The following is an 18,377-nucleotide window of genomic DNA, read 5'->3' on the forward strand; positions in this document are numbered from 1 at the left end:
CCCGCAGGCTCTTTTGACCGGCGGCCCACGTTCGTGTATGTCCGAGCAGACGAAGGCCGACTACATCGACGACGTGGACGTGGACGAGGAGTGGGACGCGCACCCGAGCGACGCCGAACTCGAAGAGGCCGTCGAAAGCCTCGAAGAGAGCGGGTTCGAGGTCGAGGTCGTCGCGGACGCCGAGGAGGCCCTCGAGGTCGTCACCGAGGAGATCCCGGAGGGCGCGTCGGTGATGAACGGTCACTCGACGACGCTCGAGGAGATCGGCTTCATGGAGTACCTGAACGAGGGCGAGCACGAGTGGGAGAACCTCTACGGTGAGGTCTTCTCCATCGACGACGATCAGGCGCGCGCGAAGGCCCGCCGCGAAGCGCAGACCGCCGACTACTTCCTCGGGAGCGTGAACGCCATCGGCCGCGAGGACGGCACGCTCGTCGCCGCCGACCTCTCCGGGAGCCGCATCGGTGCCTATCCGTTCGCCGCAGGGCACGTCGTCACGGTCGCCGGCGTGAACAAGGTCGTCGCGGACGAGGAGGCCGCACGCGAGCGCCTCCACGACTACGCCTACGCGTTCGAGAACGAGCGCGCGCAGGAGGCCTACGGCGTCGAGAGCTACCCCTCGAAGGAGCTCGTCGTCCGACAGGAGACCGTCGAGGGGCGCACGACGGTCGTCCTCGTCGAGGAGACGCTCGGCTACTAATTCTCACTCGACGGCGACGCGCTCGCCGCAGACCGGACAGCGGCGCTCGGCGCCGTCGGCGTCGAGGTCGGTTCGTTCCCCGGTCCACCCGCAGACCGCACACTGCTCGTACTGTGAGGCGGCCATCACGTCGTCGTGGTGGGGCGAGGACCAAAAGTGCCGTGCCGGACGCACGTCCTCAAGCCACGTCCCCCCCGAGACGGGGTGCGCGCTCGCGGGTGACCGGGAAGCCTATACGGATCTGCGGGGTACTCCGGGGTATGTACGACTTCGCGGTCGTCGGCGTCGGCCCGCCCGGCGCGCGCTTCGCCCGGCGCGCGGCCGAGCGTGGCTACGACGTCGTCGCGTTCGAGCGCGGCGAGATCGGGAAGCCCCTCGCGTGCTCGGGGCACGTCTCGCTCGACGTCTGGGAGTACGTCCCCGAGTCGGCGCGCGAGCGCCTCCACCAGAACGACGTCTACGGCGCGCGCTTCCACACGGGTGGCCCCGACAGCGACGCGCACGACTTCTACTACACGGACCGACCGGTGTCGAACGCCGTCGACAGGGTCGAACTGGACAAGACGCTCGCAGAGGCCGCCGAAGACGCGGGCGCGAGCGTCCACGACGGCCACACCGTCACGGCGGTCCGCGAGAAGTCGGGCTACGTCGAACTCGACGTGCGGAGCTCCGGCGGCGACGAGACGGTGGCGGCGCGGATGGTCGCGGGCTGTGACGGCCCGCGCTCGCGCGTCCGCTCCGAGCTCGACCTCCCGGAACCTGAGGAGTTCCTGCACGGCGTGCTCGCGTTCGACCCCGAGCCCGACCACGACGACTTCGTCGACGTCCACCTCACGGTTCCGGGCTTCTTCGCGTGGCGGATTCCGCGGGGCGAGGCGGGCGTCGAGTACGGCCTCGCCGCCACGCCCACGGAGTCGGGTGACGTCGCGGAACGCTTCGACGCGTTCGTCGCGGAGTACGGCGTCGATGAGCGCATCGAGCACCGGTGCTCGGGCCTCATTCCCGTCGGGCCGCCCGATAGCGTCACGTCGACGCGGGCGTTCCTCCTCGGTGACGCCGCCGGGATGACGAAGCCGTTCACCGGCGGCGGCATCCTCTACGGGATGACGGCGGCCGACGTCGCGGCGGAAACCGTCCACCCGGAGGACCCGACGACGCTCCCGACGTTCGAGGACGCGTGGCGCGACGAGCTCGGGCGCGACATCGCGCTCGGGAAGCTCATCAGGAAGGGGTACGACGCGCCGCGGCTCGCACAGGAAGTCGGGATGCGCCTCTTCGAGGGCGAGATCGGCGTCCACATGGACAAGCCGAGCACGCTCTTCTCGACGGAGCAGGTGAAGGCGCTGTTCAAGCGCTGAGTCGGCCTACTCGTATCTCGGCACGCGCGCGGAGCGGTCGCTCCCGACGACGAACGGGAGTTCGACGACGGCGGCCTCGCGCTCGCCGTCCTCGGTGGGGACCGCGACGGCCTCGGCGTCGAGGCCGTAGTCCACGAGCGCGAACGCGAGCGGTGCGCCGACGGACTCGCCCCACGCCGCACGCGTCACCTCGCCGACGGTGCGCTCCCCGTCGCGGACGTCGAGACCGTCGCCGACCGCGGGGACGGCCTCGGCGTCGCCCTCGAGTTCGAGGCCGACGAGACGCTGGGAGGGGCGCCCCCGGTTCTCGACCTTCGAGACGATCTCTTGGCCGACGTAACAGCCCTTCTCGAAGTCGAGCGCGGTCCGCAGACCGAGGACGTTCGGGACGCGGCCGGCCATGTCGTGCGGGTAGACCGGGGTGCCGGCTTCGAGCGTGAGCGCCTCCCAGACGGCGGTGCCGAACGGCGCGGCGTTCAGCCCGCGCGTGATGAGCGTGTCGAGGATGTCGCTCGCGCCGTCCGCGCCGACGACGACCTCGTAGCCCTCCTCGCCGGTCGTCGAGTCGGTCCGGATGACGGTGACGCCGTGGTCGTAGATCTCGCCGCGAACGAAGGAGAGCGGGGCGTCCGGCGCGCCCGAGCCGTGGAGGACGGACGCGACCTTCTCGGTGGCGTTCGGGCCGTGGACGCCGAAGACGCCGAAGTCGTCGGTGGCTTCGGTTATCTCGACGTCCTCGATGAAGACGTTCTCGCGCCACTCGGCGGCGACGTCACCGACGGTTTCGGGCGGGAGGAAGCAGAGGAGTCTGTCGCCCGCCTCGTAGACGTACATGTCCGTGCGAACGCCGGCCTGCGGGTCGAGCAGGAGCGCGTACGTGCCCTGTCCGTCCGTCTCGGGGACGGTGTTCGTGACGGCGTTGTCGACGAAGTCGCGGCGGTCGTCGCCGCTGACGACGAGGACGCCGTAGGCGTGCTCGGTGACGCCCACGGCGTTCCGGACGGCGCGGTGCGTGCGCTCCGGCCGCCCGAAGTGGCGGGGGAGCGCGCGCTCGCCGCGCTCCTCGAAGACGGCGCCGTAGGCCTCGTGGGTATCCCTGACGACGGTCATACTCGTTCGGTCGTGTGGAACGCGGTTAAAGCGTCCGCTCCCGGCACGACCGCCTCAGAGGCCGACGCGCTCGCGGAGCCACGCGAGGAACGACTGGGCGTCCTCCGACTCGGCGGCCGCCTCCTCCTCGGAGGGGACGACGCGGTCGGCGGGCCGAATGAGCGTGCGGTCGTCCCGGGATTCGGCGGCGATGAGGCCGTCGCGCTTCAGCTCCGAGAGGGCGTCTTCGAGGCCGTCGATGTCGGTATCGACGCGGGAGCGGAGTTCGAAGACCGTCATGCCGTCCTCGCGGCGGTCGACGAGCGCGTCCAGCACTTCGACCTGCGTGTCTTCACGGGACCGAAACTCGCTCTTCGCCTGCATACGCCGCCGTACGCCCCCCTGCCGTATAGCGGTGTCCCCGAGCGGTATCCTTTTCCCGGTGGGCGAGGTACCACGTGCCCAATGGGTCTCAAGTGTTCCCTGCTCGGGCACGAGTACGGCGAGCCCGAAACGGAACGCGAACGCGAGGAGCGCGGCGACGAGGTGGTCGAGACCGTCCGCACCGTCGAGTACTGCGAGCGCTGTGGAGCGGAGCGCGTCGTGAGCGAGAACACGGAGGTCCGCTCGATTCGACAGGCCCCGCCCTCGCTCGGCGACGACCGGGACGAGACAGCCGCGACGGCCGATACGGCCGACGCGACGGACGCGCCGGGGTCGGACGACGGACTGACGAGCGCCGTCGAACGCGTCGCGGCGGAGTCGGCGACCGACGCGGACGAGCGCGACGCGGCGCTCGCGGAACCAACGGCCGACACCGAGCCAGCGGCGGCGACGGACGACGCCGAGTCGGAGACGACGACCGACTTCGAGGTCGACGAGGAGCCGTCGCCCGCCGAAGACGACGCCGTCATCCTCACCGACGACGGCGAGGAGGTCTCGCCGGAGCGCGCTCGCGGCGAGTGGCCGTCCAGCAGCGACACCCGCGCCGAGGAGCGCGGCGACCCACAGACCGCCGAGTCCACGACCGAGTTCGTGGCGGGCGACGAAGATGCCGAGGAGACGGAGGACGACGCCGTCTTCATCGAGGAGACGGTCGACGGGGACGCGGACGCGGACGCGAGCGGCGATGGCACCGCGACGGCGTGGCCCGAGCAGGACGGCGACGACGAGGGGTTCGCGGCGGAGGCCGCGAGCGCGGGCGGAACGGACGTCTCCTTCGGCGGCGGCCTCACCCCCGAGGAGGAACCGGAGCGTGCGGCCGGTGACACCGCGACCGGCGCCGAGGACGAGGGCGGAGCCGACGCGCGCAGCGGCATCGCGAGCGCCGGCCCGATCGACACCGACCGGCGCTCGGAGAGCGCCAACACCGACGGCGACGCGCTCGTCTGCCCGGAGTGCGGGGAGCGAACGGCCGTCACCGGGTCGTCGCTCCGCGCGGGCGACATCTGCCCCGAGTGCCATCGCGGCTATCTCGCCGAAGCCCCCGAGAGGGCGTGACACGAAGGAATTATACCGATACGTCTACTTCCCTGTCGCATGAAGGAGTACAAGATGCGCCGTGGGGAGTACCTCGACGAGCGGATCCCCGACATGGAGGCCACCATCGAGGAGTACTTCGGTTCGATATCCGGGACGGAGGAATACAAGGGCAGCGACCTCTACGTCATCGACGACCCCGAGAACCCGGTCTTCGAGCGCATCGTCGCGGGCGCCGTCTCCTACTCCGGGAAGAAGGACAAGCTCGCAGTCGAGTTCGAGGAGCGGCCCGCCGCCGACGTCATCGCCGACGGCCACGTCGACGCCGCCGAGGACGCGGTGTCCGCGAAGAACGAGTTCCTCCTCGAAGCCACGGGTCGCGACGCGAAGTCCCGCCGCGACTCCCTCAAGCGGAAGGTCGAGGACAAAGACGAGACTCCGGACGGAGTCTCGTAAGCTCCGCGGTGGAGCCGCGGAACGACGCGGAAACCCCTGACGGCGTCTCCGAGTAACGCCACCGTACTCCACTCGCTTCTCGCGCTCTCCGCTCCCCGAGCGGCGGCGACACGAGGAAGGAGCGACCGACCGCGAGGTCGGCCGAGGAATCAGCGGTTGAGTTTCTGGCGGCTGATCGCGATGCCGGACGGCGCGACGATGAGTTGGTCGTCGCCCTTTTGGACGATGTCGCCGTCGACCTCGCGGGCGACCTGCCGGAGTTCCTCGACGAGGTGCTCGGTCATCGAGTCCTCGGTGCGCAGGCGCGTGATGTCCGCGACGACGATGTCGCCGTCGTAGACGGCGTCCTTGATGGCGATGACGTCCTCTTGGTTGTCGATCTCCGCGATGTGGACGGTTGTCTGCGCCTCGGTCGTCCCGGTGTCGAAGTCGCCGAGGTCGAGCTCGACGTAGTCCTCGGTACTGCGGCCGGAGCCGCCGAGGATCTTCTCCATGAATCCCATGGGAGAATAGACCCGGCGGCACCCGCATAGGTCTTGCGTCCACGGCCGCTCCCGGACGTTTAGGGCGCACGGGACCCTTCCCCGACGTATGACGTTCAGTATCTGCGTCCACGAGAGCTACGAGGGCGAGAACGGCGACACGGAGGACCGCTTCGGGGTGGCGGTGACGACGCGCCTCCCGGCCGTCGGCACGCTCTGCCCGTTCGTCTCCGAGAACGCCGCCGTCGCGACGCAGTCGATGGTGAACGTCGAGCTCGGGCGGAAGGGCGTCGCGTACGTCGACGACGGTCTCGCGATCGAGGACGCGCTGGAGGCGCTGGTGAACGCGGACGACGGTCGCGCGGAGCGCCAACTGCACGGCGTCGACGCCGACGGGACGTTCGCGTTCTCCGGACCGGAGTGTCACGGCTGGGTCGGCGAAATCGAGGGGGAGAACTACACGGTCGCGGGGAACCTCCTGACCGGCGAGTCCGTCGTGGCGGCCGTCGCGGAGAGCTACGAGCGAAGCGACCGTGGGACGCCGCTCGCCGAGCGCCTCGTGGACGCGCTCGCCGCCGGCCAAGCGGAGGGCGGCGACAAGCGCGAGACGCTCACGGTGCAGTCGGCGGCGCTGAAGGTCGCAACCACCGAGGACGAGGCGAACGAGCCCGAGTACGGCTCGGACCTGCGCGTCGACGCCTCCGAGTCGCCGGTTCGGGACCTCCGGGAGACGTATCGGATGGCGACGACGGAGTTCGCGAAGGCCGCCGAGCGCTACGAGCGCGAGGAGAGCTAATCAGAGTTGGCTGACGCGAGTCGAGGACTCCATGCCGCAGTCCCGACACTCCGCGACACGGTGCGGTTCGCGTGAACCCGGGTTGACACGTTGTGCCGCTGCGAGACTGATCGTGACCCGATGGTCGGTGTCACGCTCGCACACAGGGCAGAACTCGACGTGCGCGTCGAGTGCGGGTTGTTGAAACGACATGTGCGATCGCTAATACACGGGGCCACCACAAATAGTTTTCCAGCGTTACGAGTTAGCGATAAGAAACGTCGCTCGTGTCAGGCGTCGAAATCGAAGAGCTCGTCGCCGACGTGATGGAGCGACTCGACGACCTTCCCCGAGTCGCCCGACATCTCCGCGCCGTCCACGAGCGCGCGCCCGACGGCGAGCGCCTTCCCGTGCGTCTCCTCGACGATTATCACCAGGTCGCCCTCGTCGATGGAGTCGTCTGCCGCCGTGATGCCGGGGCGCATCACGTCCGCGCCGTCGCTCACGAACGACACCGCGCCCGCGTCCACGGTGACGACGCCGCGCTCCGGGGGGTGTGCGTTCGCGCCCCGAACGGTGAGGAACGGTTCGTCGTCGAAGTACGCCGCGAGCGGCTCGCCGTCGACGAGGACGACGTCGCGCGCTTCGTCCTTGAACTCGACGAGTTCGTAGCTGTCCGCGTCGAGCGTCACGCCGAGGATGGCGTCGAGGTTCTCGTTCAGTTCGCGGACGTCGTCGCTTCGGAGATGGTGGCGGGACGAGACTTCCATAGTGGCATCACCGTGCGTTCGCCGCTTAAATCGCCCGCTCGCCGACGGCGGCGTCGCGTTCGGCCGGCGGCGACACGACTAACTGCCGGAGTATCCTACCCGTAGGCATGTCGAACGACGCTACTGCGGCGAGCGCGGACCAAGAGCCTGAGGGGCCGGTCCGCGTCCCCGCCGACCTCGCGCGCCAACTCGAGAACAAGCGCGAGGACCTCTTCGAGAAGTTCGAGATTCGCGACGAGTTCCCCCCCGAAGTGATGACCGAAGCGGAGGAACGCGTCGAGAACGTACAGGCCGAAATCGAAGCCGAGGTCGACGACCGCGAGGACCTTCGGGACCTCACCACGTGGACGACCGACCCCGCGGACGCACAGGACTTCGACGACGCCATCAGCATCGAAGAGCGCGAGGACGAGTACGTCCTCTGGGTCCACATCGCCGACGTCTCCCACTACGTCCACCCCGACTCCGAGATGTGGGAGGAGGCCATCGAGCGCGGGAACACCGTCTACCTCCCCGGCTACACCATCCACATGCTCCCACCGGTGCTCGCCGAAACCGTCTGCTCGCTCGTCCCCAACGAGGACCGCCTCGCGCACACCGTCGAGATGCACCTCGATAAGGAGACGCTCGGCTACGAGACCATCGACATCTACAAGTCCGTCATCGAATCCGACGAGCGCCTCACCTACAAGCAGGCCGAGGAGCGCCTCGACGACGAGGACGCACCGCTCCACGAGGAGTGCAACCTCGTCTTCGACGTCGCCGACCGGATGCACGAGCAGCGCAAGGAGGAGGGCAGCCTCGTCCTCAACCCCCGTCGCGACCGCGCGCACACCATCATCGAGGAGTGCATGCTGAAGGCGAACAAGGCCGTCACGCACGAACTCATGTGGTCGCGCGGCGTCGAAGCCGTCTATCGGGTCCACCCGCAGCCGAGCCCCGACGAGTGGGACGACGCGCTCCGCGAGATCCAGGAGCTCGACGGCGTCTCCATCCCCGGCGACTCGTGGGACGACCCCCGGAAGGCCGTCAACGCCACCCTTGAGGAAGCCCCGGGACGCCAGCTCGGGAAGATCCAGTGGGCGGTGATGAAGGTCATGCCGCGCGCCAAGTACATGAACGACCCCTTCGGCGGCCACCACGCGCTCAACTTCGAGATCTACGGCCACTTCACCAGCCCCATCCGCCGGATGAGCGACCTCGTCAACCACTGGATCGTCTACCAGAACGACGTCCCGGAGACCCTCATCGAGCTCTGCGATCACGCGAGCGACCGCCAGAAAGCCGGTGAGAACGCCGAGCGCGAGTACTCCGACTTCCTCGAAGAGGTCGGCCTCGACGCCGACGCCGTGAAGAACCGCGGCATCGAAGTCGACGACGACATCGACGACATCCAGTACTGACCCGGTGTCGTCGGCAGACCGGACTCGTCTCGACCCGGTCGACGCCAGCCGGTACTGCCCCGGCGGCGAGAACGGTATCGCGCTGCGTGGCAAATAGCACCGCGACGGCGGCCGACGCGCCGCCGACACGGCAACACGTGAAGTGGACCGACGACCTTCCCGCAGACTGGGAGCCGGCACCCGTGAACCCCCCGGAAGACGGCTCCTCTCGGTGAGCGAAGCGCTCACTAACGGCCTCCTCGTACGCGACCGAGACGGCACGGGGTCCATCTCTGCTGCCCCGAGACCGCCGAGGTCGTCGTCTGAGCGGCGCGATGACTCTACCCCCTTCTTCGAAAAAAGAGCGCGACGCCGATCGAACGCGCTACTGGTGCGTGAACAACAGCACGTCGCCGTCGTGTGTCGTCACGCAGAGATCGAGCACCTTCGAGAGCTCGAGGCTGTTGAACTCCTCACGACACACCACTAAGTCGTCGAACGGCTCCTCGCACGCCGGACACGCCAGACTGACCGTGTTCGTGTACGTCTTCACGCCGCCCGCCTCCTCGTACGGCGTCAGCGAAGAGACGAGTTCGTTGTACGCGTCGTCGTCCATATATGCCACCTCGGACTACACCGTCAAAACGTTGTAGGGTAGGCGGCCAGCACACCGGCGACGGATACCTAGACACGTCGCTCGGGATTCGGAACCGAGAGAATTTCGAGTGGACTCGCTGGGTAGGTTGGGGTGGGGTGGTTACTCATTGTCGAGGAGTTTCTTTCGGACTTCCATCTTCTCGCGCTCGGTGCGGACGTCGTAGTGCTCGTAGAGGACGTCGAGGGAGACGTCCATGCGCTCGCTCGTCGCCTCCGGCGCGACGCCGTCGTTCAGGTGCGCGGTGATCGAGCCACGGCGGATACCGTGCGGGCTCCGGCTCGATGGGCACTTGCTCGGGTAGCCAGTGCGAGCCTCGCACGTCTCGGGGTCGCGGTCGTGCGGGCACGGCTCGCCGTACTGGCAGGGCTGGGTGGCCTCATTCACCCACGTGTAGATCGTGTCTCCCGTCGGCCGACCCCGCTTGGTCGTGATGAGCGGGCGGCGGCCGTGGTCGTCGGTCTTCTCGAGGCGGACGTCGTCAACGTAGTCCGCGACGATCTGGTACCACTCGGGGCCGAGGTAGACCCAGCGCTCGCCCGAGTCGCCGTTCTTCAGCCGACTCCCCTCGTCGATCCGGTGCTCGAGGACGATCGCGTGATCGTCCGGCCGGAGGTCCTCCAAGTCGAGCGACCGGAGCGCCGACCGGCGCATCCCGGTGCGCCAGAGGAGCGCCATCACGACATGCCGCCGGCTCGCGTACTGGTAGCGGTCGAGGTACGCGAGCATCGTTTCGGCGCGCTCGGCGTCGAGGTGGACGTCCCGACTCTCCGCACCATCGGGGAGTTCGGGTGCGTGCAGCTTCTCGGCGAGGCCGTCGGGGACGCCTTCGATGTCCGCCCAGTAGCGGAGGGCGGTGCGGATCGTCGACAGTTGCTTTTGGAGGGTGATCGCGGCGATGTCGTCGCGGCGCCACGCGACCATGTCGGAGAGGTCGCGGCCGGTCAGGTCGTTCAGGTCGGTGATGTCGCGCTCGTCGCACCACTCGAGGAACCAGTTCAGGCGGGTGCGGGCGTTCTGCAGCGTCGAGTCGCGCACGGAGGGTTTGCGGTGGTCGATGAAGCGGCGGACGCCCTCGCGTGGCGGGAGGGACTGGAGGTCGTCGCCCACGCTTAGACCACCTCGTAGTCGGCGGCGCCACACTCCACGCACCACTCCATGACGACGACTTCGAGGACGGCGCCGCGCTCGGTGTCCGGCGCGGGAAGGACGACTGGCCGGCACGTCGCGGCCTCGTTGCCGTCGCACCCGCTCGCGTGGAGCTCGTCGAGCAGACCGAGGTGGTGTCCCGGCCGACTCATCGCTCACCCTCCGTGGTGTCGGGGTCGCGGCTCCACGTCTCCACGGTGATAGACTCAATATCCGAGTCGACGAGCCCGTGAAGTGCCTTCACCGCCTCGAGGGCTTCCGACTGAGCTTCGTTCTCTGAGGTCGCGGTAACGTTCTCAGCGTACGCCTTTCGCGCCCAGACCTCACCGTAGTAGACACCGTCCTCGTCGTGCGACTCGCGGACGCTGACGCTCTCGATCTCGGCCGGAGACTCTTCGCGCGCAACAGTCAAGCGCGCTTTCTTCTGGGCACTCTCCTCGGTCGTGGCGTGGACGCGCGGGCTGAACTCGCTCGTCGCCCAGACCACTACCTGATACTCGTACTCCGTGTCCGCCTTCGCACCGCCGTCCGTGACGAGGCCTCGATGCTCGAGGAAGCTCTGGCAGTCGTGGGCGTCGATACGCTCCGGGAGACCGACCGCCCCACACACCGGACACTCCGCGAGTTCGGTCGGCTCGCCACCATCCGCGACCGGCTGCTTCACCGGCGCGTACTCGCGCACGCCCCCACAGTTCGGGCACTCGACGACGAGCGCCAGCACACCCGTCGGGCCGGGGACGAGGCGCTCGCAGTCCGGGCACGCGAACGCCCGAAACCACCCAGAGGACCCCGCCGACGCGCGACTCATGCGTCCACCTCCGTCTGGAGCGTGATGCGGCCATCCACGCGATCAACGGTGACGGCGTCGCCGGGCTCGGCACCCAGCGCGTCCACGACCGGCGTCCCGAGGAGGAGGCGCGTCTCCGACCCGACGTCGTAGACGTGGTAGGTCCTGGGGAGGACCGGCCGATGGCGCTCGTAGCTGCCGTCACTCACCGCCATCACCTCCGGCGCGTGGTGCGACAGGTGGCGGGTCACGCGGGAGCGCACTCGACGCCGACCCGAGCGGGTCACCGCTGAACTCGCGGACCGTCGCCGTCTCCACGCCGTCGTGCGTCGTCTCGTCGTGCGTTTCGCGCTGGATGCGGGCGAACTCCGAGCGCTGGTATGGGCGCTTCGTCACCGGCTCGCCCTCCGACGTCGAGCACTCCCGACACACCATCTGGAAAAACACCGCCATCACGCACCGCCCTCCTTCTGGATACGGGGTGCGAGCATGAACTCGCCCGCGAACCCCCAGTCTTCGTGCTCGAACGCGAGCTTCACCGGGAACTGGTCGCCCCAGCGAATCGTGACACGGTCGGCCTTCGACGACTTCAGCGCCTGCGCGAAGTCCCCGAGGTAGTCGAGGCTGAAGACCGAGGACACGCCCTCGTCGCCCATGTCGTGCGCGGCGTTCGGGAACATCACCGACTCACCGAGCTCGTCGTCGGCCTCCCCGTCCGGCGTCGTGTCGCCGTCCGCGTTCGTCCCGAGCAGCATCGTCGTCCCCGAGCGCGAGAGGTGCGCGTGATCGCGCTCGAAGGCGCCGGTCGCATGGCGGAGCGCCGTCACGTTCGGGGTCGCCGTACACGGCAGGTCGAGGTCGGGAATATCGGGCTCCGGGCGGATGCTGTCCGGGTCGATGCTGAACCACTCGGTGCGCCGCGCAACCGATTGGTCCGGGCGCGTCACCTGCACGCGGACGCGGGCCGGGTCGTCGAGAATCTGGATGCGGACCGGGTCGCCGTCGTCACTCCGGCCCTTTCGGGCCCACGACACGGCTTTCTCGAAGAGGTGGAGGTTCAGCCCGACCGTCACCTCACGCTCAACGTCGAACTTGCTGAAGCCTTCAGCGGGCGCGCTCGCGTCCACCATCCCGACGTTCGCCGGGTCCACCGCCGTGAACTCGAGGCCGTCCTCGGTGACGTGCAACCGGAGTTCGTCAACGACGACGGACGCGAGCTCGGTGAGCGAACGGATCGGGTCGCCGTGCGTGACGATGGTCGCGACCACGTCGTTGCTCGGCGTCTCCGGCGTCGGCCCCACGTCGGCGTCGGTGGTGTCGTCCGCGACCACTCCGCCATCCGTGACCGCGCGCTCGGCGGCGGCGTCCTCGCTCTCGAGGGTGTTCTGTGCGGCCGTGACGAGGTCCATGGCGCGCGTCGCGCCGATCCCGTCGAGCGTTTGCAGGTCGCTCAGAGGAATGTTCGCGAGGTCGCTGGCGCTCGTGATGTCGAGCGTCGCGAGCTTCCGCGCCGTCGCCGGCCCGACGCCAGCAACCGCCTCGACGTCACTCATGCCGACGCACCCCCCGACGCCGTCCACTCCCGCCGCGCCCGCAGTGCGCGACGCCCCCGCTCCGTCAACTCGTACTCGTTCGTCCGCCCATCCACCTCCCGCTTCGCGATCAGGCCCGCGTCGGCGAGCGCGTCGAGATTCGGGTAGAGGCGACCATGATTCACCTCCTCGCCGTAGTACTCCCCGACCGCGCGCTTCACCGTCAGGCCCTTTGAGGGCCCACACCGGTCGAGCGCGTGCAGTAGGTCGCGCTGGAACGCCGTCAGGTGCGCGAGTTTATCCGATGCCGATTCGTCTAGCGTCGTGCGGGCTCCACGGCCCGCATCAGTGGGTTCCGTCATAGTCTCTGGCGGACCAACCACGTTTTTCACCGGGCGGCGTTGCACCGCCGTCCGGTCATAGCACCCGTATAGCAACGGGGTTCTCCTATGGTTGCTCCTTGTTCGTATTGTTACAGACATTAACTAATAGCTTTGGATTAGAACGTAACAAGAACCACACTCCGATGGGCACGTATCATACTGTCCTTTGTTCCTCTATCATATAGAGTGAGATGTGCGATTAGCCGGGTCTTGGCAAGTTCTTCTCGACGACCGCATTCTAGAGTACTTCGTAGAGAGCGACGAGGAATTCCTACAGCCCGGCGAGATAGCCGATGACGACCGCATCCGGTACTCCCGCGCATATGTCTCGAAGCGCTGCGTGAAGCTCGCCGACCACGGACTCTTGCAAGCCATCAAGCAGGGCGTCTATCGAATCACCGACGAAGGCCGTGGCTACCTCGAAGGAGAGTACGACGCCGAGGCCGGCGTCTGGACGGACCAAGCGAACGGAAAGAGCGCGAGCGCCGGCGTCGAAGACTCCTCAGAGGTGTAATCCCGTGCGGCGTGATGGTGACTGGATGCACCGGCTCGACGAAGCCCTCCTCGAGTATCTCGCCGAGCACGACAGCCGCGACGGCGACGACGACGGCGTCGCGCCCGACGAGATCGCGCGCACCATCCGCTACCCCCTCGACCCCTACCTCGCCCGCCAACGCCTCCGCGTTCTCTCCCAAGCCGGCTATGCCGCCCCAGCAAGCCGTGACTGCGCCACGTACCACATCACCGTCTGGGGCCGTCTCTACCTCCAGGGGGACGTCCGCGCCGACCTCCACGACCCCGAACCCGACGCCCGCCGCTCCGGCCACGTCCTCGGCTAACCGCCGCCATCGCGTCGATAGAGGCCGTCGCGGCCGAACCCGAGCGCACGCGACGCCTCCGCACTAAGCGTAATCGCCTTCTCACCCGCCAACGTCACCCGCCCGCCCGAAACCTCCTCGAAGAACCCAGCAAGCGCCCGCCGATACGCCAGCGGCCGCTTCGCCTCCTGCACCTGCACCAGGTCTTTATCGTCGCGCCCGACCGCCCGATTCAGCAAGTAGAGTTCCGCAAACTCCGCACGCACCGACAGCGGCGCCCCCGCAAGCCACTCCGGGAGCACGACGTCGCCGTCCGCCTTCGCCCCCGCCGGCAGCCCGAGCGCAACGAGCGCCCGCCCGAGGAGCGGCGCGTGCTCGCGCGGCTCGAGTTCCGTCGCACGACCCTCCACAGTCTCGTTCACGAGCTTGCTCCCACACCCGAGGACATCGAGCGCGTGCTCAAGGCGGTCGGTGACGCGCTCGTCGTCGACAGCAAAGCGCGGCACGTAACTCTCCGCGCTAATGCTCCCGCCCGAGAGTACACCCGCCGAGAGAACGGCGAACGCCCGCCCACGGTCGTTCCCCGGCGTCGCCTCGAACCATCCGAGATCGCGCGCCGCCTCAATCGCACGGACAGCGTCCGGCACCGCGCCCTCTAACCACGGCCGAACCCGACCCCGAGGGAGATCAAGCGCCGACGCGGCCGCACTCGAACCGCTCTCAGGATGCCGGCCCGCCCATCGCTGCACACGCCGATAATCCTCAACAGCCTCGTAGGCATCCGCATACGACACCGGCGAAAACGTCCGCGCAAGCCACTCCTCGGAAATCATAGCTGACACTACGCGAATAGCGCCAATAAAAGAACGGCGATGGGAGATTACGAGACCGTGTAGCTCGTCAGAATCGACGAACTACCGCTATCCGAGGACCACACGAGACGGACGGTGTCGCCCTCAGAGAGCGTGTTCATGACGGTGTCGTCTCCGTCAGTGTCGTAGGCGGTCTTTGTTGTATTGTAGGTGACGGTATCTCCGGTGCTGACACCCGTGCCGTAGAGGTCAACGTCACCGCTCGTGCCAGCCGTAATCTCTCCCGAGAAAACGGCGTTCAGGCTATCGGAGCTGTTGACGGTGTAGGCGGGGTCGCCGTTAACCGTGACCTCCACGTTCGCGGCGTCAATCGACGCACCGCTCTGATGGGTGACGTCCACGGTCGTATTTGATACGGATGCGCCGCTACCGATAGTCTCGCTCTGCTGGTTCCACTCGAAGCTCGCCTGCGGGGCGTTGTTGCCGACCTGATTCCCGAGGCCGAGCACGAACGTCCCGATGACGGCCGCGAGGATGACTGTGATAGCGACCATGAGGATGACCCCAATAACGGGGGACACACCACGGTCGTCGCTGTTAAAGATGGTTGTGAGTTCCATGGTCGTTAGTTCGAAGGGGTCGTCGAGGAGCTGATGATCGAGGACTGGCCACCGTCAGACGACCAGACCAACTGAACCTTCTCACCAGCGCCGATGTTCCAACTCGGATTAGTGGAAGAGTTACTGTAGATGGCGACAGTGTCGCCCGCCTGAACCGAATCAGTCCACGCGGTCGCGACGCCACTAGCTGTTGTCCCCGTCGTTGTCGAGGTCGGATCAATAGAAATTGACGTGCCGTTGTCAGCAGTCGTCGTAACCGTCAGTGAACTCGGATCAAGGGATTGGCCACTCTGGTGGGTGATATTGATCCAAGCGGTGTTGCTGCCATCGGACGGGAAGTCACCACTATAGTCGTAGTCGAAGGTCGCCTGCGGCGCATTATTGCCGACCTGATTCCCGAGGCCGAGGACGAACGTCCCGATGACGGCCGCGAGGATGACTGTGATGGCGACCATCAGGATGACCCCAATAACGGGGGACACTGCGCGGTCGTCCGCGTTGAAGAGATTGCGTAGTTTCATGATTGTGATGCGCCGAGCCGGCCGCAGAAGCTATACGAGAGTCCCACGACTCTCTGCGTGTAGGTCGAGAGGCCGGGGCCTCCGTTCCTACACGCTCCCCTTCTGCTGACAGCGGTCGACGTCTACGTGAATAGAGACGTGTCCAGACCTTAAATCGGGTGGCCGGAATCGGGTACTGAGTCGCGCTACCTGCGCTCTATGAAAAGGTGCGGGGCCCGGGCGGGAACCTATTCAGAAACCACCCCGGAGTCACACCGAATTACCCCCCGCAGGCTCTACCCATGCGTTCGGCGTCGAGGCAGAAATACGTCTAGGCCCGACGCCGAAACTCCCCGGGAGTTAGACCGACACTAGCCCCCAGCACGCGACAGGGCGGACGCAATGGCAACAGCATCCGGCGGTTGGGTGGACCTGAGCGGTAAACAGAACTTCGCGTTCGACGTCGCGGCGCTGATGCTCCTGCCGTGGTTCGCCGGCATCCAGTTCGGCGTCTTCACCTCGAGCCTGAGCATCTTCGGCGGCTACGACTTCGCGAGCCCCCTCTGGACGGTGGCGGGGATCGACCTCTCGCTCTCGCTGTTCGTCGTGCTCGGCAGTCTCGCGTGGATTCTCGCGACCAACGAGATCGACGGCAGCCAGTACGAGGACTACGAGTTCGGCGTCATCGCGTTCGCACTCGCGACACCGCTCCTCTACGCGCTCGTCCCGAGCTTCGCCGACCTCGTCATGCTCAACGGCATCAGCCAGCTGTTCTTCACCGTCGCCGTGAGCGCATCGGCAACCTACATCGGCTACACCGCCTAAACCATGCCTGAGACAACACCACAGCGGACGGCAACGAGCCGACGGCGGTTCCTGAAGGGCATCGGCGTAGGCGTGGGCGCCGCCGCGACCGGCGGCGTCGGCCTCCAACACGCCACCAGGAACGCCGAGGCAATCGACGCCGCCGGCGTCATCGGCGCCGCCGCGAAGGCCACCCCGGTCGGCGCCTCCGTTGCGTGGACGCTCCGCGCAATCGACACCCTCCTCCCGGCCGACAGCCCCCCATCGGGACTCACCGCGTCGGCGCTCAAAAACCGCGTCCGTGAGGCCATCCGCAAGCGGAAATCCGTGAATCAGTCCACGTTCATCGACAACCAGAACATCATCTCGAGCGGGCTCGAGAACTCCCTCTACATCGACGGCAAAACGGCCGCGATAGAGGCCCTGAACAACGGCGCGACACAGAGCGAGGTGCAGACCGCCGCCGTCGACGCCTACGAGAGCCATCTCGCGACGATTCAGGAGAACCTCCTGAAGTCGTGGAACGAGAGCGTCAACGAGCTGGGGACTCTCCTCTCCTCAATGGAGTCTCATGCCGATGTCTCTACGTACTCCGTGCTCCAAGGCGGCCATTCTGATAGTGCCTCTTACCCCGGTGGAGCGGGGTCTCAGTGGCGGCCGTCTGCGGCCTCGGCTCGCAGCGTGACACTCGCTGATGGATCGTCGTTTAGCCTTACCCCGCTCAACCTGTATGACGGCACTAACTCCTACACAATCATCTACGACCCCCTTGCTTTCACTCAAAACTCGAAGTCTGACGCGTGGGTGTCTGCCCCTGGAGAAGACATCGGTTATCTCCGATTCAGCGATTGGAATGGTCTCTGGTCGGACCTCCAAGACGTCAAGAGCAACGTCAACAACGGCATCATCACGTGGGTCGAGAACGTCTACTCGCAGGTCCAGAGCGGCGAAATATCCATCTCTGACCTCGTGACGCCGCGAATGCGCGCGAACAACATGGCGCGCGACGACGGAAAGGCGAACGCCATCGCGGACCTCACCGCGCTCAACATCCCCGTCGCGGCCGGCGACCAGACGACTATCGAGATCGCGAAGTCGAACGCGACACTCACGCTCTCCGGGACGATGGCGTACACCGGCGACATGACCATCCAGCCCGGCACCGCCTACGACCCGAGTTCGTGGAGCTCCGCAGTCGCGTACTTCTCCTACGACCGGTCGACCGCGTCCGGGACGTGGTCCGCCTACGAGACAGCGGTCGACGGCGGCATCGTCTCCTTCACCGCCGAACCCTACGACGGCACCCTCTACCGCATCACCACGGCCGCGAACGAGACTGTCACCGCACAGGCGAGCGACTTCACGCCCGTCGACGCGGACGGGAACACAGTCGACCCGACGAGCACGACGCCCGACCACTGGGAGGCCGACCTCTCCGCCGACCTCGCGACGGCCATCACCGAGGTCGCGTCCGTCAAGATGGCGTCGGCGACGACGGACACGGAGATGGTCACCATCATGCTCGACGACCCGTTCACCGTCAAATCCATCAAGAGAGACGGCGAGTCGGTGGACTCGGCGACCTTCGAGGAGACCGAGCCGCAGACGGACAGCAACTACATCACCGAAGACGAGTGGCAGCAGATGGTCGACCGGCAGCAAGAGCTCATCGACCAGTACGAGGCATCGAAGAACTCCGGTGGCGGGAGTTGGATACCGACCCTCCCGTCCTTCGGCGACACCGGGAGCCTGCTCGGCGGGGCGGTCGTCCTCCTCGGCGGCGTCGCCGGAATCAGCTACTTCAAGGGTCGAACGAAGTAACCCAT

Annotated in this window: 27 protein-coding genes; 10 read left to right on the plus strand and 17 right to left on the minus strand. The window is 67.1% G+C overall.

Going from position 1 to position 18,377, the window contains the following annotated elements; genetic code table 11:
* Positions 1-37: 37 nt before the first annotated feature.
* On the plus strand, positions 38-700 hold the full coding sequence (locus IEY12_RS08450; protein ID WP_188882532.1) for a lactate utilization protein: 663 nt from the start codon (positions 38-40) through the stop codon (positions 698-700).
* A 3-nt stretch (positions 701-703) separates the two neighbouring features.
* Here the strand turns inward: IEY12_RS08450 and IEY12_RS15865 are convergent, their stop codons facing one another.
* Complete coding sequence (locus IEY12_RS15865; protein WP_268246001.1) at positions 704-826, minus strand: hypothetical protein; 123 nt, start codon at positions 824-826, stop codon at positions 704-706.
* Between the two features lie 134 nt (positions 827-960).
* Here IEY12_RS15865 and IEY12_RS08455 point away from each other — a divergent pair, with 134 nt between their 5' ends.
* Positions 961-2,058: a geranylgeranyl reductase family protein gene (locus IEY12_RS08455; protein ID WP_188882542.1), complete on the plus strand. Its 1,098-nt coding sequence runs from the start codon at positions 961-963 to the stop codon at positions 2,056-2,058.
* A 6-nt stretch (positions 2,059-2,064) separates the two neighbouring features.
* On the opposite strand, the gene ygfZ is transcribed toward IEY12_RS08455, so the two are convergent.
* Both ygfZ and IEY12_RS08465 read right to left on the minus strand, forming a co-directional pair.
* The gene (gene ygfZ, locus IEY12_RS08460; RefSeq protein ID WP_188882544.1) at positions 2,065-3,168 is read right to left on the minus strand and encodes a CAF17-like 4Fe-4S cluster assembly/insertion protein YgfZ; all 1,104 of its coding nucleotides are present in this window, start codon (positions 3,166-3,168) and stop codon (positions 2,065-2,067) included.
* 54 nt (positions 3,169-3,222) lie between these two features.
* Complete coding sequence (locus IEY12_RS08465; protein ID WP_188882546.1) at positions 3,223-3,531, minus strand: DUF6432 family protein; 309 nt, start codon at positions 3,529-3,531, stop codon at positions 3,223-3,225.
* An 81-nt stretch (positions 3,532-3,612) separates the two neighbouring features.
* Here IEY12_RS08465 and IEY12_RS08470 point away from each other — a divergent pair, with 81 nt between their 5' ends.
* Both IEY12_RS08470 and IEY12_RS08475 read left to right on the plus strand, forming a co-directional pair.
* Positions 3,613-4,647 (plus strand): DUF7093 family protein, encoded by a 1,035-nt coding sequence (locus tag IEY12_RS08470; protein WP_188882548.1) that lies wholly within the window; start codon positions 3,613-3,615, stop codon positions 4,645-4,647.
* 39 nt (positions 4,648-4,686) lie between these two features.
* Positions 4,687-5,082 carry a DUF5611 family protein gene (locus IEY12_RS08475; RefSeq protein WP_188882555.1) on the plus strand — a complete coding sequence of 132 codons (396 nt, stop codon included), beginning with the start codon at positions 4,687-4,689 and terminating at the stop codon, positions 5,080-5,082.
* Between the two features lie 149 nt (positions 5,083-5,231).
* On the opposite strand, the gene IEY12_RS08480 is transcribed toward IEY12_RS08475, so the two are convergent.
* The gene (locus tag IEY12_RS08480) at positions 5,232-5,585 is read right to left on the minus strand and encodes a cell division protein SepF (RefSeq protein WP_123074333.1); all 354 of its coding nucleotides are present in this window, start codon (positions 5,583-5,585) and stop codon (positions 5,232-5,234) included.
* Positions 5,586-5,673: 88 nt separating this feature from the next.
* Between IEY12_RS08480 and IEY12_RS08485 the strand changes: the two genes are divergently transcribed.
* On the plus strand, positions 5,674-6,360 hold the full coding sequence (locus IEY12_RS08485; protein WP_188882562.1) for a DUF1028 domain-containing protein: 687 nt from the start codon (positions 5,674-5,676) through the stop codon (positions 6,358-6,360).
* Here IEY12_RS08485 and IEY12_RS16070 read toward each other — a convergent pair whose 3' ends face one another.
* Both IEY12_RS16070 and IEY12_RS08490 read right to left on the minus strand, forming a co-directional pair.
* Entirely contained in the window at positions 6,361-6,552 is a 192-nt protein-coding gene (locus tag IEY12_RS16070; protein ID WP_483866967.1) for a DUF7835 family putative zinc beta-ribbon protein, read from the minus strand.
* A gap of 77 nt (positions 6,553-6,629) precedes the next feature.
* Positions 6,630-7,109: an RNA-binding protein gene (locus tag IEY12_RS08490; RefSeq protein WP_188882566.1), complete on the minus strand. Its 480-nt coding sequence runs from the start codon at positions 7,107-7,109 to the stop codon at positions 6,630-6,632.
* Positions 7,110-7,216: 107 nt separating this feature from the next.
* Between IEY12_RS08490 and IEY12_RS08495 the strand changes: the two genes are divergently transcribed.
* Positions 7,217-8,512, plus strand: coding sequence for an RNB domain-containing ribonuclease (locus IEY12_RS08495; RefSeq protein WP_188882575.1), 1,296 nt, complete (start codon positions 7,217-7,219; stop codon positions 8,510-8,512).
* A 364-nt stretch (positions 8,513-8,876) separates the two neighbouring features.
* Here the strand turns inward: IEY12_RS08495 and IEY12_RS08500 are convergent, their stop codons facing one another.
* From IEY12_RS08500 to IEY12_RS08535, 8 genes are all read right to left on the minus strand, one after another.
* Positions 8,877-9,107, minus strand: coding sequence for a DUF7385 family protein (locus IEY12_RS08500; protein ID WP_188882577.1), 231 nt, complete (start codon positions 9,105-9,107; stop codon positions 8,877-8,879).
* Positions 9,108-9,248: 141 nt separating this feature from the next.
* Complete coding sequence (locus tag IEY12_RS08505) at positions 9,249-10,256, minus strand: tyrosine-type recombinase/integrase (RefSeq protein WP_188882591.1); 1,008 nt, start codon at positions 10,254-10,256, stop codon at positions 9,249-9,251.
* A gap of 2 nt (positions 10,257-10,258) precedes the next feature.
* Positions 10,259-10,447 (minus strand): hypothetical protein, encoded by a 189-nt coding sequence (locus tag IEY12_RS08510; RefSeq protein ID WP_188882597.1) that lies wholly within the window; start codon positions 10,445-10,447, stop codon positions 10,259-10,261.
* Positions 10,444-11,103, minus strand: coding sequence for a hypothetical protein (locus IEY12_RS08515; protein WP_188882610.1), 660 nt, complete (start codon positions 11,101-11,103; stop codon positions 10,444-10,446). The genes IEY12_RS08510 and IEY12_RS08515 overlap by 4 nt, the downstream gene beginning before the upstream one ends.
* On the minus strand, positions 11,100-11,291 hold the full coding sequence (locus tag IEY12_RS08520) for a hypothetical protein (RefSeq protein WP_188882612.1): 192 nt from the start codon (positions 11,289-11,291) through the stop codon (positions 11,100-11,102). The genes IEY12_RS08515 and IEY12_RS08520 overlap by 4 nt, the downstream gene beginning before the upstream one ends.
* Positions 11,284-11,535 (minus strand): hypothetical protein, encoded by a 252-nt coding sequence (locus IEY12_RS08525; RefSeq protein ID WP_123074280.1) that lies wholly within the window; start codon positions 11,533-11,535, stop codon positions 11,284-11,286. Before IEY12_RS08525 ends, IEY12_RS08520 begins: the two co-directional genes overlap by 8 nt.
* Positions 11,535-12,635: a helix-hairpin-helix domain-containing protein gene (locus IEY12_RS08530; RefSeq protein ID WP_188882614.1), complete on the minus strand. Its 1,101-nt coding sequence runs from the start codon at positions 12,633-12,635 to the stop codon at positions 11,535-11,537. Before IEY12_RS08530 ends, IEY12_RS08525 begins: the two co-directional genes overlap by 1 nt.
* Positions 12,632-12,976 carry a helix-turn-helix transcriptional regulator gene (locus IEY12_RS08535; RefSeq protein WP_188882618.1) on the minus strand — a complete coding sequence of 115 codons (345 nt, stop codon included), beginning with the start codon at positions 12,974-12,976 and terminating at the stop codon, positions 12,632-12,634. Before IEY12_RS08535 ends, IEY12_RS08530 begins: the two co-directional genes overlap by 4 nt.
* Positions 12,977-13,190: 214 nt before the next feature.
* Between IEY12_RS08535 and IEY12_RS08540 the strand changes: the two genes are divergently transcribed.
* Both IEY12_RS08540 and IEY12_RS08545 read left to right on the plus strand, forming a co-directional pair.
* Complete coding sequence (locus IEY12_RS08540) at positions 13,191-13,511, plus strand: hypothetical protein (RefSeq protein ID WP_123074283.1); 321 nt, start codon at positions 13,191-13,193, stop codon at positions 13,509-13,511.
* Between the two features lie 25 nt (positions 13,512-13,536).
* Positions 13,537-13,836 (plus strand): hypothetical protein, encoded by a 300-nt coding sequence (locus IEY12_RS08545; protein ID WP_188882621.1) that lies wholly within the window; start codon positions 13,537-13,539, stop codon positions 13,834-13,836.
* Here IEY12_RS08545 and IEY12_RS08550 read toward each other — a convergent pair.
* From IEY12_RS08550 to IEY12_RS08560, 3 genes are read right to left on the minus strand one after another with little or no spacing between them, the layout of a single operon-like run.
* Positions 13,833-14,648, minus strand: coding sequence for a hypothetical protein (locus tag IEY12_RS08550; protein ID WP_188882624.1), 816 nt, complete (start codon positions 14,646-14,648; stop codon positions 13,833-13,835). The two genes, IEY12_RS08545 and IEY12_RS08550, sit on opposite strands and share 4 nt — an antisense overlap.
* Positions 14,649-14,695: 47 nt before the next feature.
* Positions 14,696-15,247 (minus strand): type IV pilin domain-containing protein, encoded by a 552-nt coding sequence (locus tag IEY12_RS08555; protein ID WP_188882626.1) that lies wholly within the window; start codon positions 15,245-15,247, stop codon positions 14,696-14,698.
* Between the two features lie 5 nt (positions 15,248-15,252).
* A complete protein-coding gene (locus IEY12_RS08560) occupies positions 15,253-15,768 on the minus strand; it encodes a type IV pilin domain-containing protein (protein WP_188882628.1) in 516 nt (171 codons plus the stop codon).
* A 381-nt stretch (positions 15,769-16,149) separates the two neighbouring features.
* On the opposite strand from IEY12_RS08560, the gene IEY12_RS08565 reads away from it, so the two are divergent.
* Both IEY12_RS08565 and IEY12_RS08570 read left to right on the plus strand, forming a co-directional pair.
* Positions 16,150-16,572: a DUF8023 family protein gene (locus IEY12_RS08565; protein WP_188882630.1), complete on the plus strand. Its 423-nt coding sequence runs from the start codon at positions 16,150-16,152 to the stop codon at positions 16,570-16,572.
* Positions 16,573-16,575: 3 nt separating this feature from the next.
* Positions 16,576-18,372 (plus strand): Env/VP5 family phage fusion protein, encoded by a 1,797-nt coding sequence (locus IEY12_RS08570; RefSeq protein WP_188882632.1) that lies wholly within the window; start codon positions 16,576-16,578, stop codon positions 18,370-18,372.
* The last annotated feature ends 5 nt before the right edge of the window (positions 18,373-18,377 follow it).

This window comes from Halarchaeum grantii (assembly GCF_014647455.2).
Lineage (GTDB): Archaea > Halobacteriota > Halobacteria > Halobacteriales > Halobacteriaceae > Halarchaeum > Halarchaeum grantii.

Bases quoted from the DNA above. Each gene is read 5' to 3' on its own strand.
- IEY12_RS08565 (WP_188882630.1), top strand. From the start codon at position 16,150: ATGGCAACAGCATCCGGCGGTTGGGTGGACCTGAGCGGTAAACAGAAC.
- IEY12_RS08500 (WP_188882577.1), bottom strand. From the start codon at position 9,107: ATGGACGACGACGCGTACAACGAACTCGTCTCTTCGCTGACGCCGTAC.
- IEY12_RS08535 (WP_188882618.1), bottom strand. From the start codon at position 12,976: ATGACGGAACCCACTGATGCGGGCCGTGGAGCCCGCACGACGCTAGAC.
- IEY12_RS08530 (WP_188882614.1), bottom strand. From the start codon at position 12,635: ATGAGTGACGTCGAGGCGGTTGCTGGCGTCGGGCCGGCGACGGCGCGG.
- IEY12_RS08560 (WP_188882628.1), bottom strand. From the start codon at position 15,768: ATGAAACTACGCAATCTCTTCAACGCGGACGACCGCGCAGTGTCCCCC.
- IEY12_RS08480 (WP_123074333.1), bottom strand. From the start codon at position 5,585: ATGGGATTCATGGAGAAGATCCTCGGCGGCTCCGGCCGCAGTACCGAG.
- IEY12_RS08545 (WP_188882621.1), top strand. From the start codon at position 13,537: ATGCACCGGCTCGACGAAGCCCTCCTCGAGTATCTCGCCGAGCACGAC.
- IEY12_RS08485 (WP_188882562.1), top strand. From the start codon at position 5,674: ATGACGTTCAGTATCTGCGTCCACGAGAGCTACGAGGGCGAGAACGGC.
- IEY12_RS08475 (WP_188882555.1), top strand. From the start codon at position 4,687: ATGAAGGAGTACAAGATGCGCCGTGGGGAGTACCTCGACGAGCGGATC.
- IEY12_RS15865 (WP_268246001.1), bottom strand. From the start codon at position 826: ATGGCCGCCTCACAGTACGAGCAGTGTGCGGTCTGCGGGTGGACCGGG.
- IEY12_RS08455 (WP_188882542.1), top strand. From the start codon at position 961: ATGTACGACTTCGCGGTCGTCGGCGTCGGCCCGCCCGGCGCGCGCTTC.
- IEY12_RS08465 (WP_188882546.1), bottom strand. From the start codon at position 3,531: ATGCAGGCGAAGAGCGAGTTTCGGTCCCGTGAAGACACGCAGGTCGAA.
- IEY12_RS08495 (WP_188882575.1), top strand. From the start codon at position 7,217: ATGTCGAACGACGCTACTGCGGCGAGCGCGGACCAAGAGCCTGAGGGG.
- IEY12_RS08525 (WP_123074280.1), bottom strand. From the start codon at position 11,535: ATGGCGGTGTTTTTCCAGATGGTGTGTCGGGAGTGCTCGACGTCGGAG.
- IEY12_RS08490 (WP_188882566.1), bottom strand. From the start codon at position 7,109: ATGGAAGTCTCGTCCCGCCACCATCTCCGAAGCGACGACGTCCGCGAA.
- IEY12_RS08470 (WP_188882548.1), top strand. From the start codon at position 3,613: ATGGGTCTCAAGTGTTCCCTGCTCGGGCACGAGTACGGCGAGCCCGAA.
- IEY12_RS08570 (WP_188882632.1), top strand. From the start codon at position 16,576: ATGCCTGAGACAACACCACAGCGGACGGCAACGAGCCGACGGCGGTTC.
- IEY12_RS08555 (WP_188882626.1), bottom strand. From the start codon at position 15,247: ATGGAACTCACAACCATCTTTAACAGCGACGACCGTGGTGTGTCCCCC.
- IEY12_RS08515 (WP_188882610.1), bottom strand. From the start codon at position 11,103: ATGAGTCGCGCGTCGGCGGGGTCCTCTGGGTGGTTTCGGGCGTTCGCG.
- IEY12_RS16070 (WP_483866967.1), bottom strand. From the start codon at position 6,552: ATGTCGTTTCAACAACCCGCACTCGACGCGCACGTCGAGTTCTGCCCT.
- IEY12_RS08450 (WP_188882532.1), top strand. From the start codon at position 38: ATGTCCGAGCAGACGAAGGCCGACTACATCGACGACGTGGACGTGGAC.
- IEY12_RS08510 (WP_188882597.1), bottom strand. From the start codon at position 10,447: ATGAGTCGGCCGGGACACCACCTCGGTCTGCTCGACGAGCTCCACGCG.
- IEY12_RS08550 (WP_188882624.1), bottom strand. From the start codon at position 14,648: ATGATTTCCGAGGAGTGGCTTGCGCGGACGTTTTCGCCGGTGTCGTAT.
- ygfZ (WP_188882544.1), bottom strand. From the start codon at position 3,168: ATGACCGTCGTCAGGGATACCCACGAGGCCTACGGCGCCGTCTTCGAG.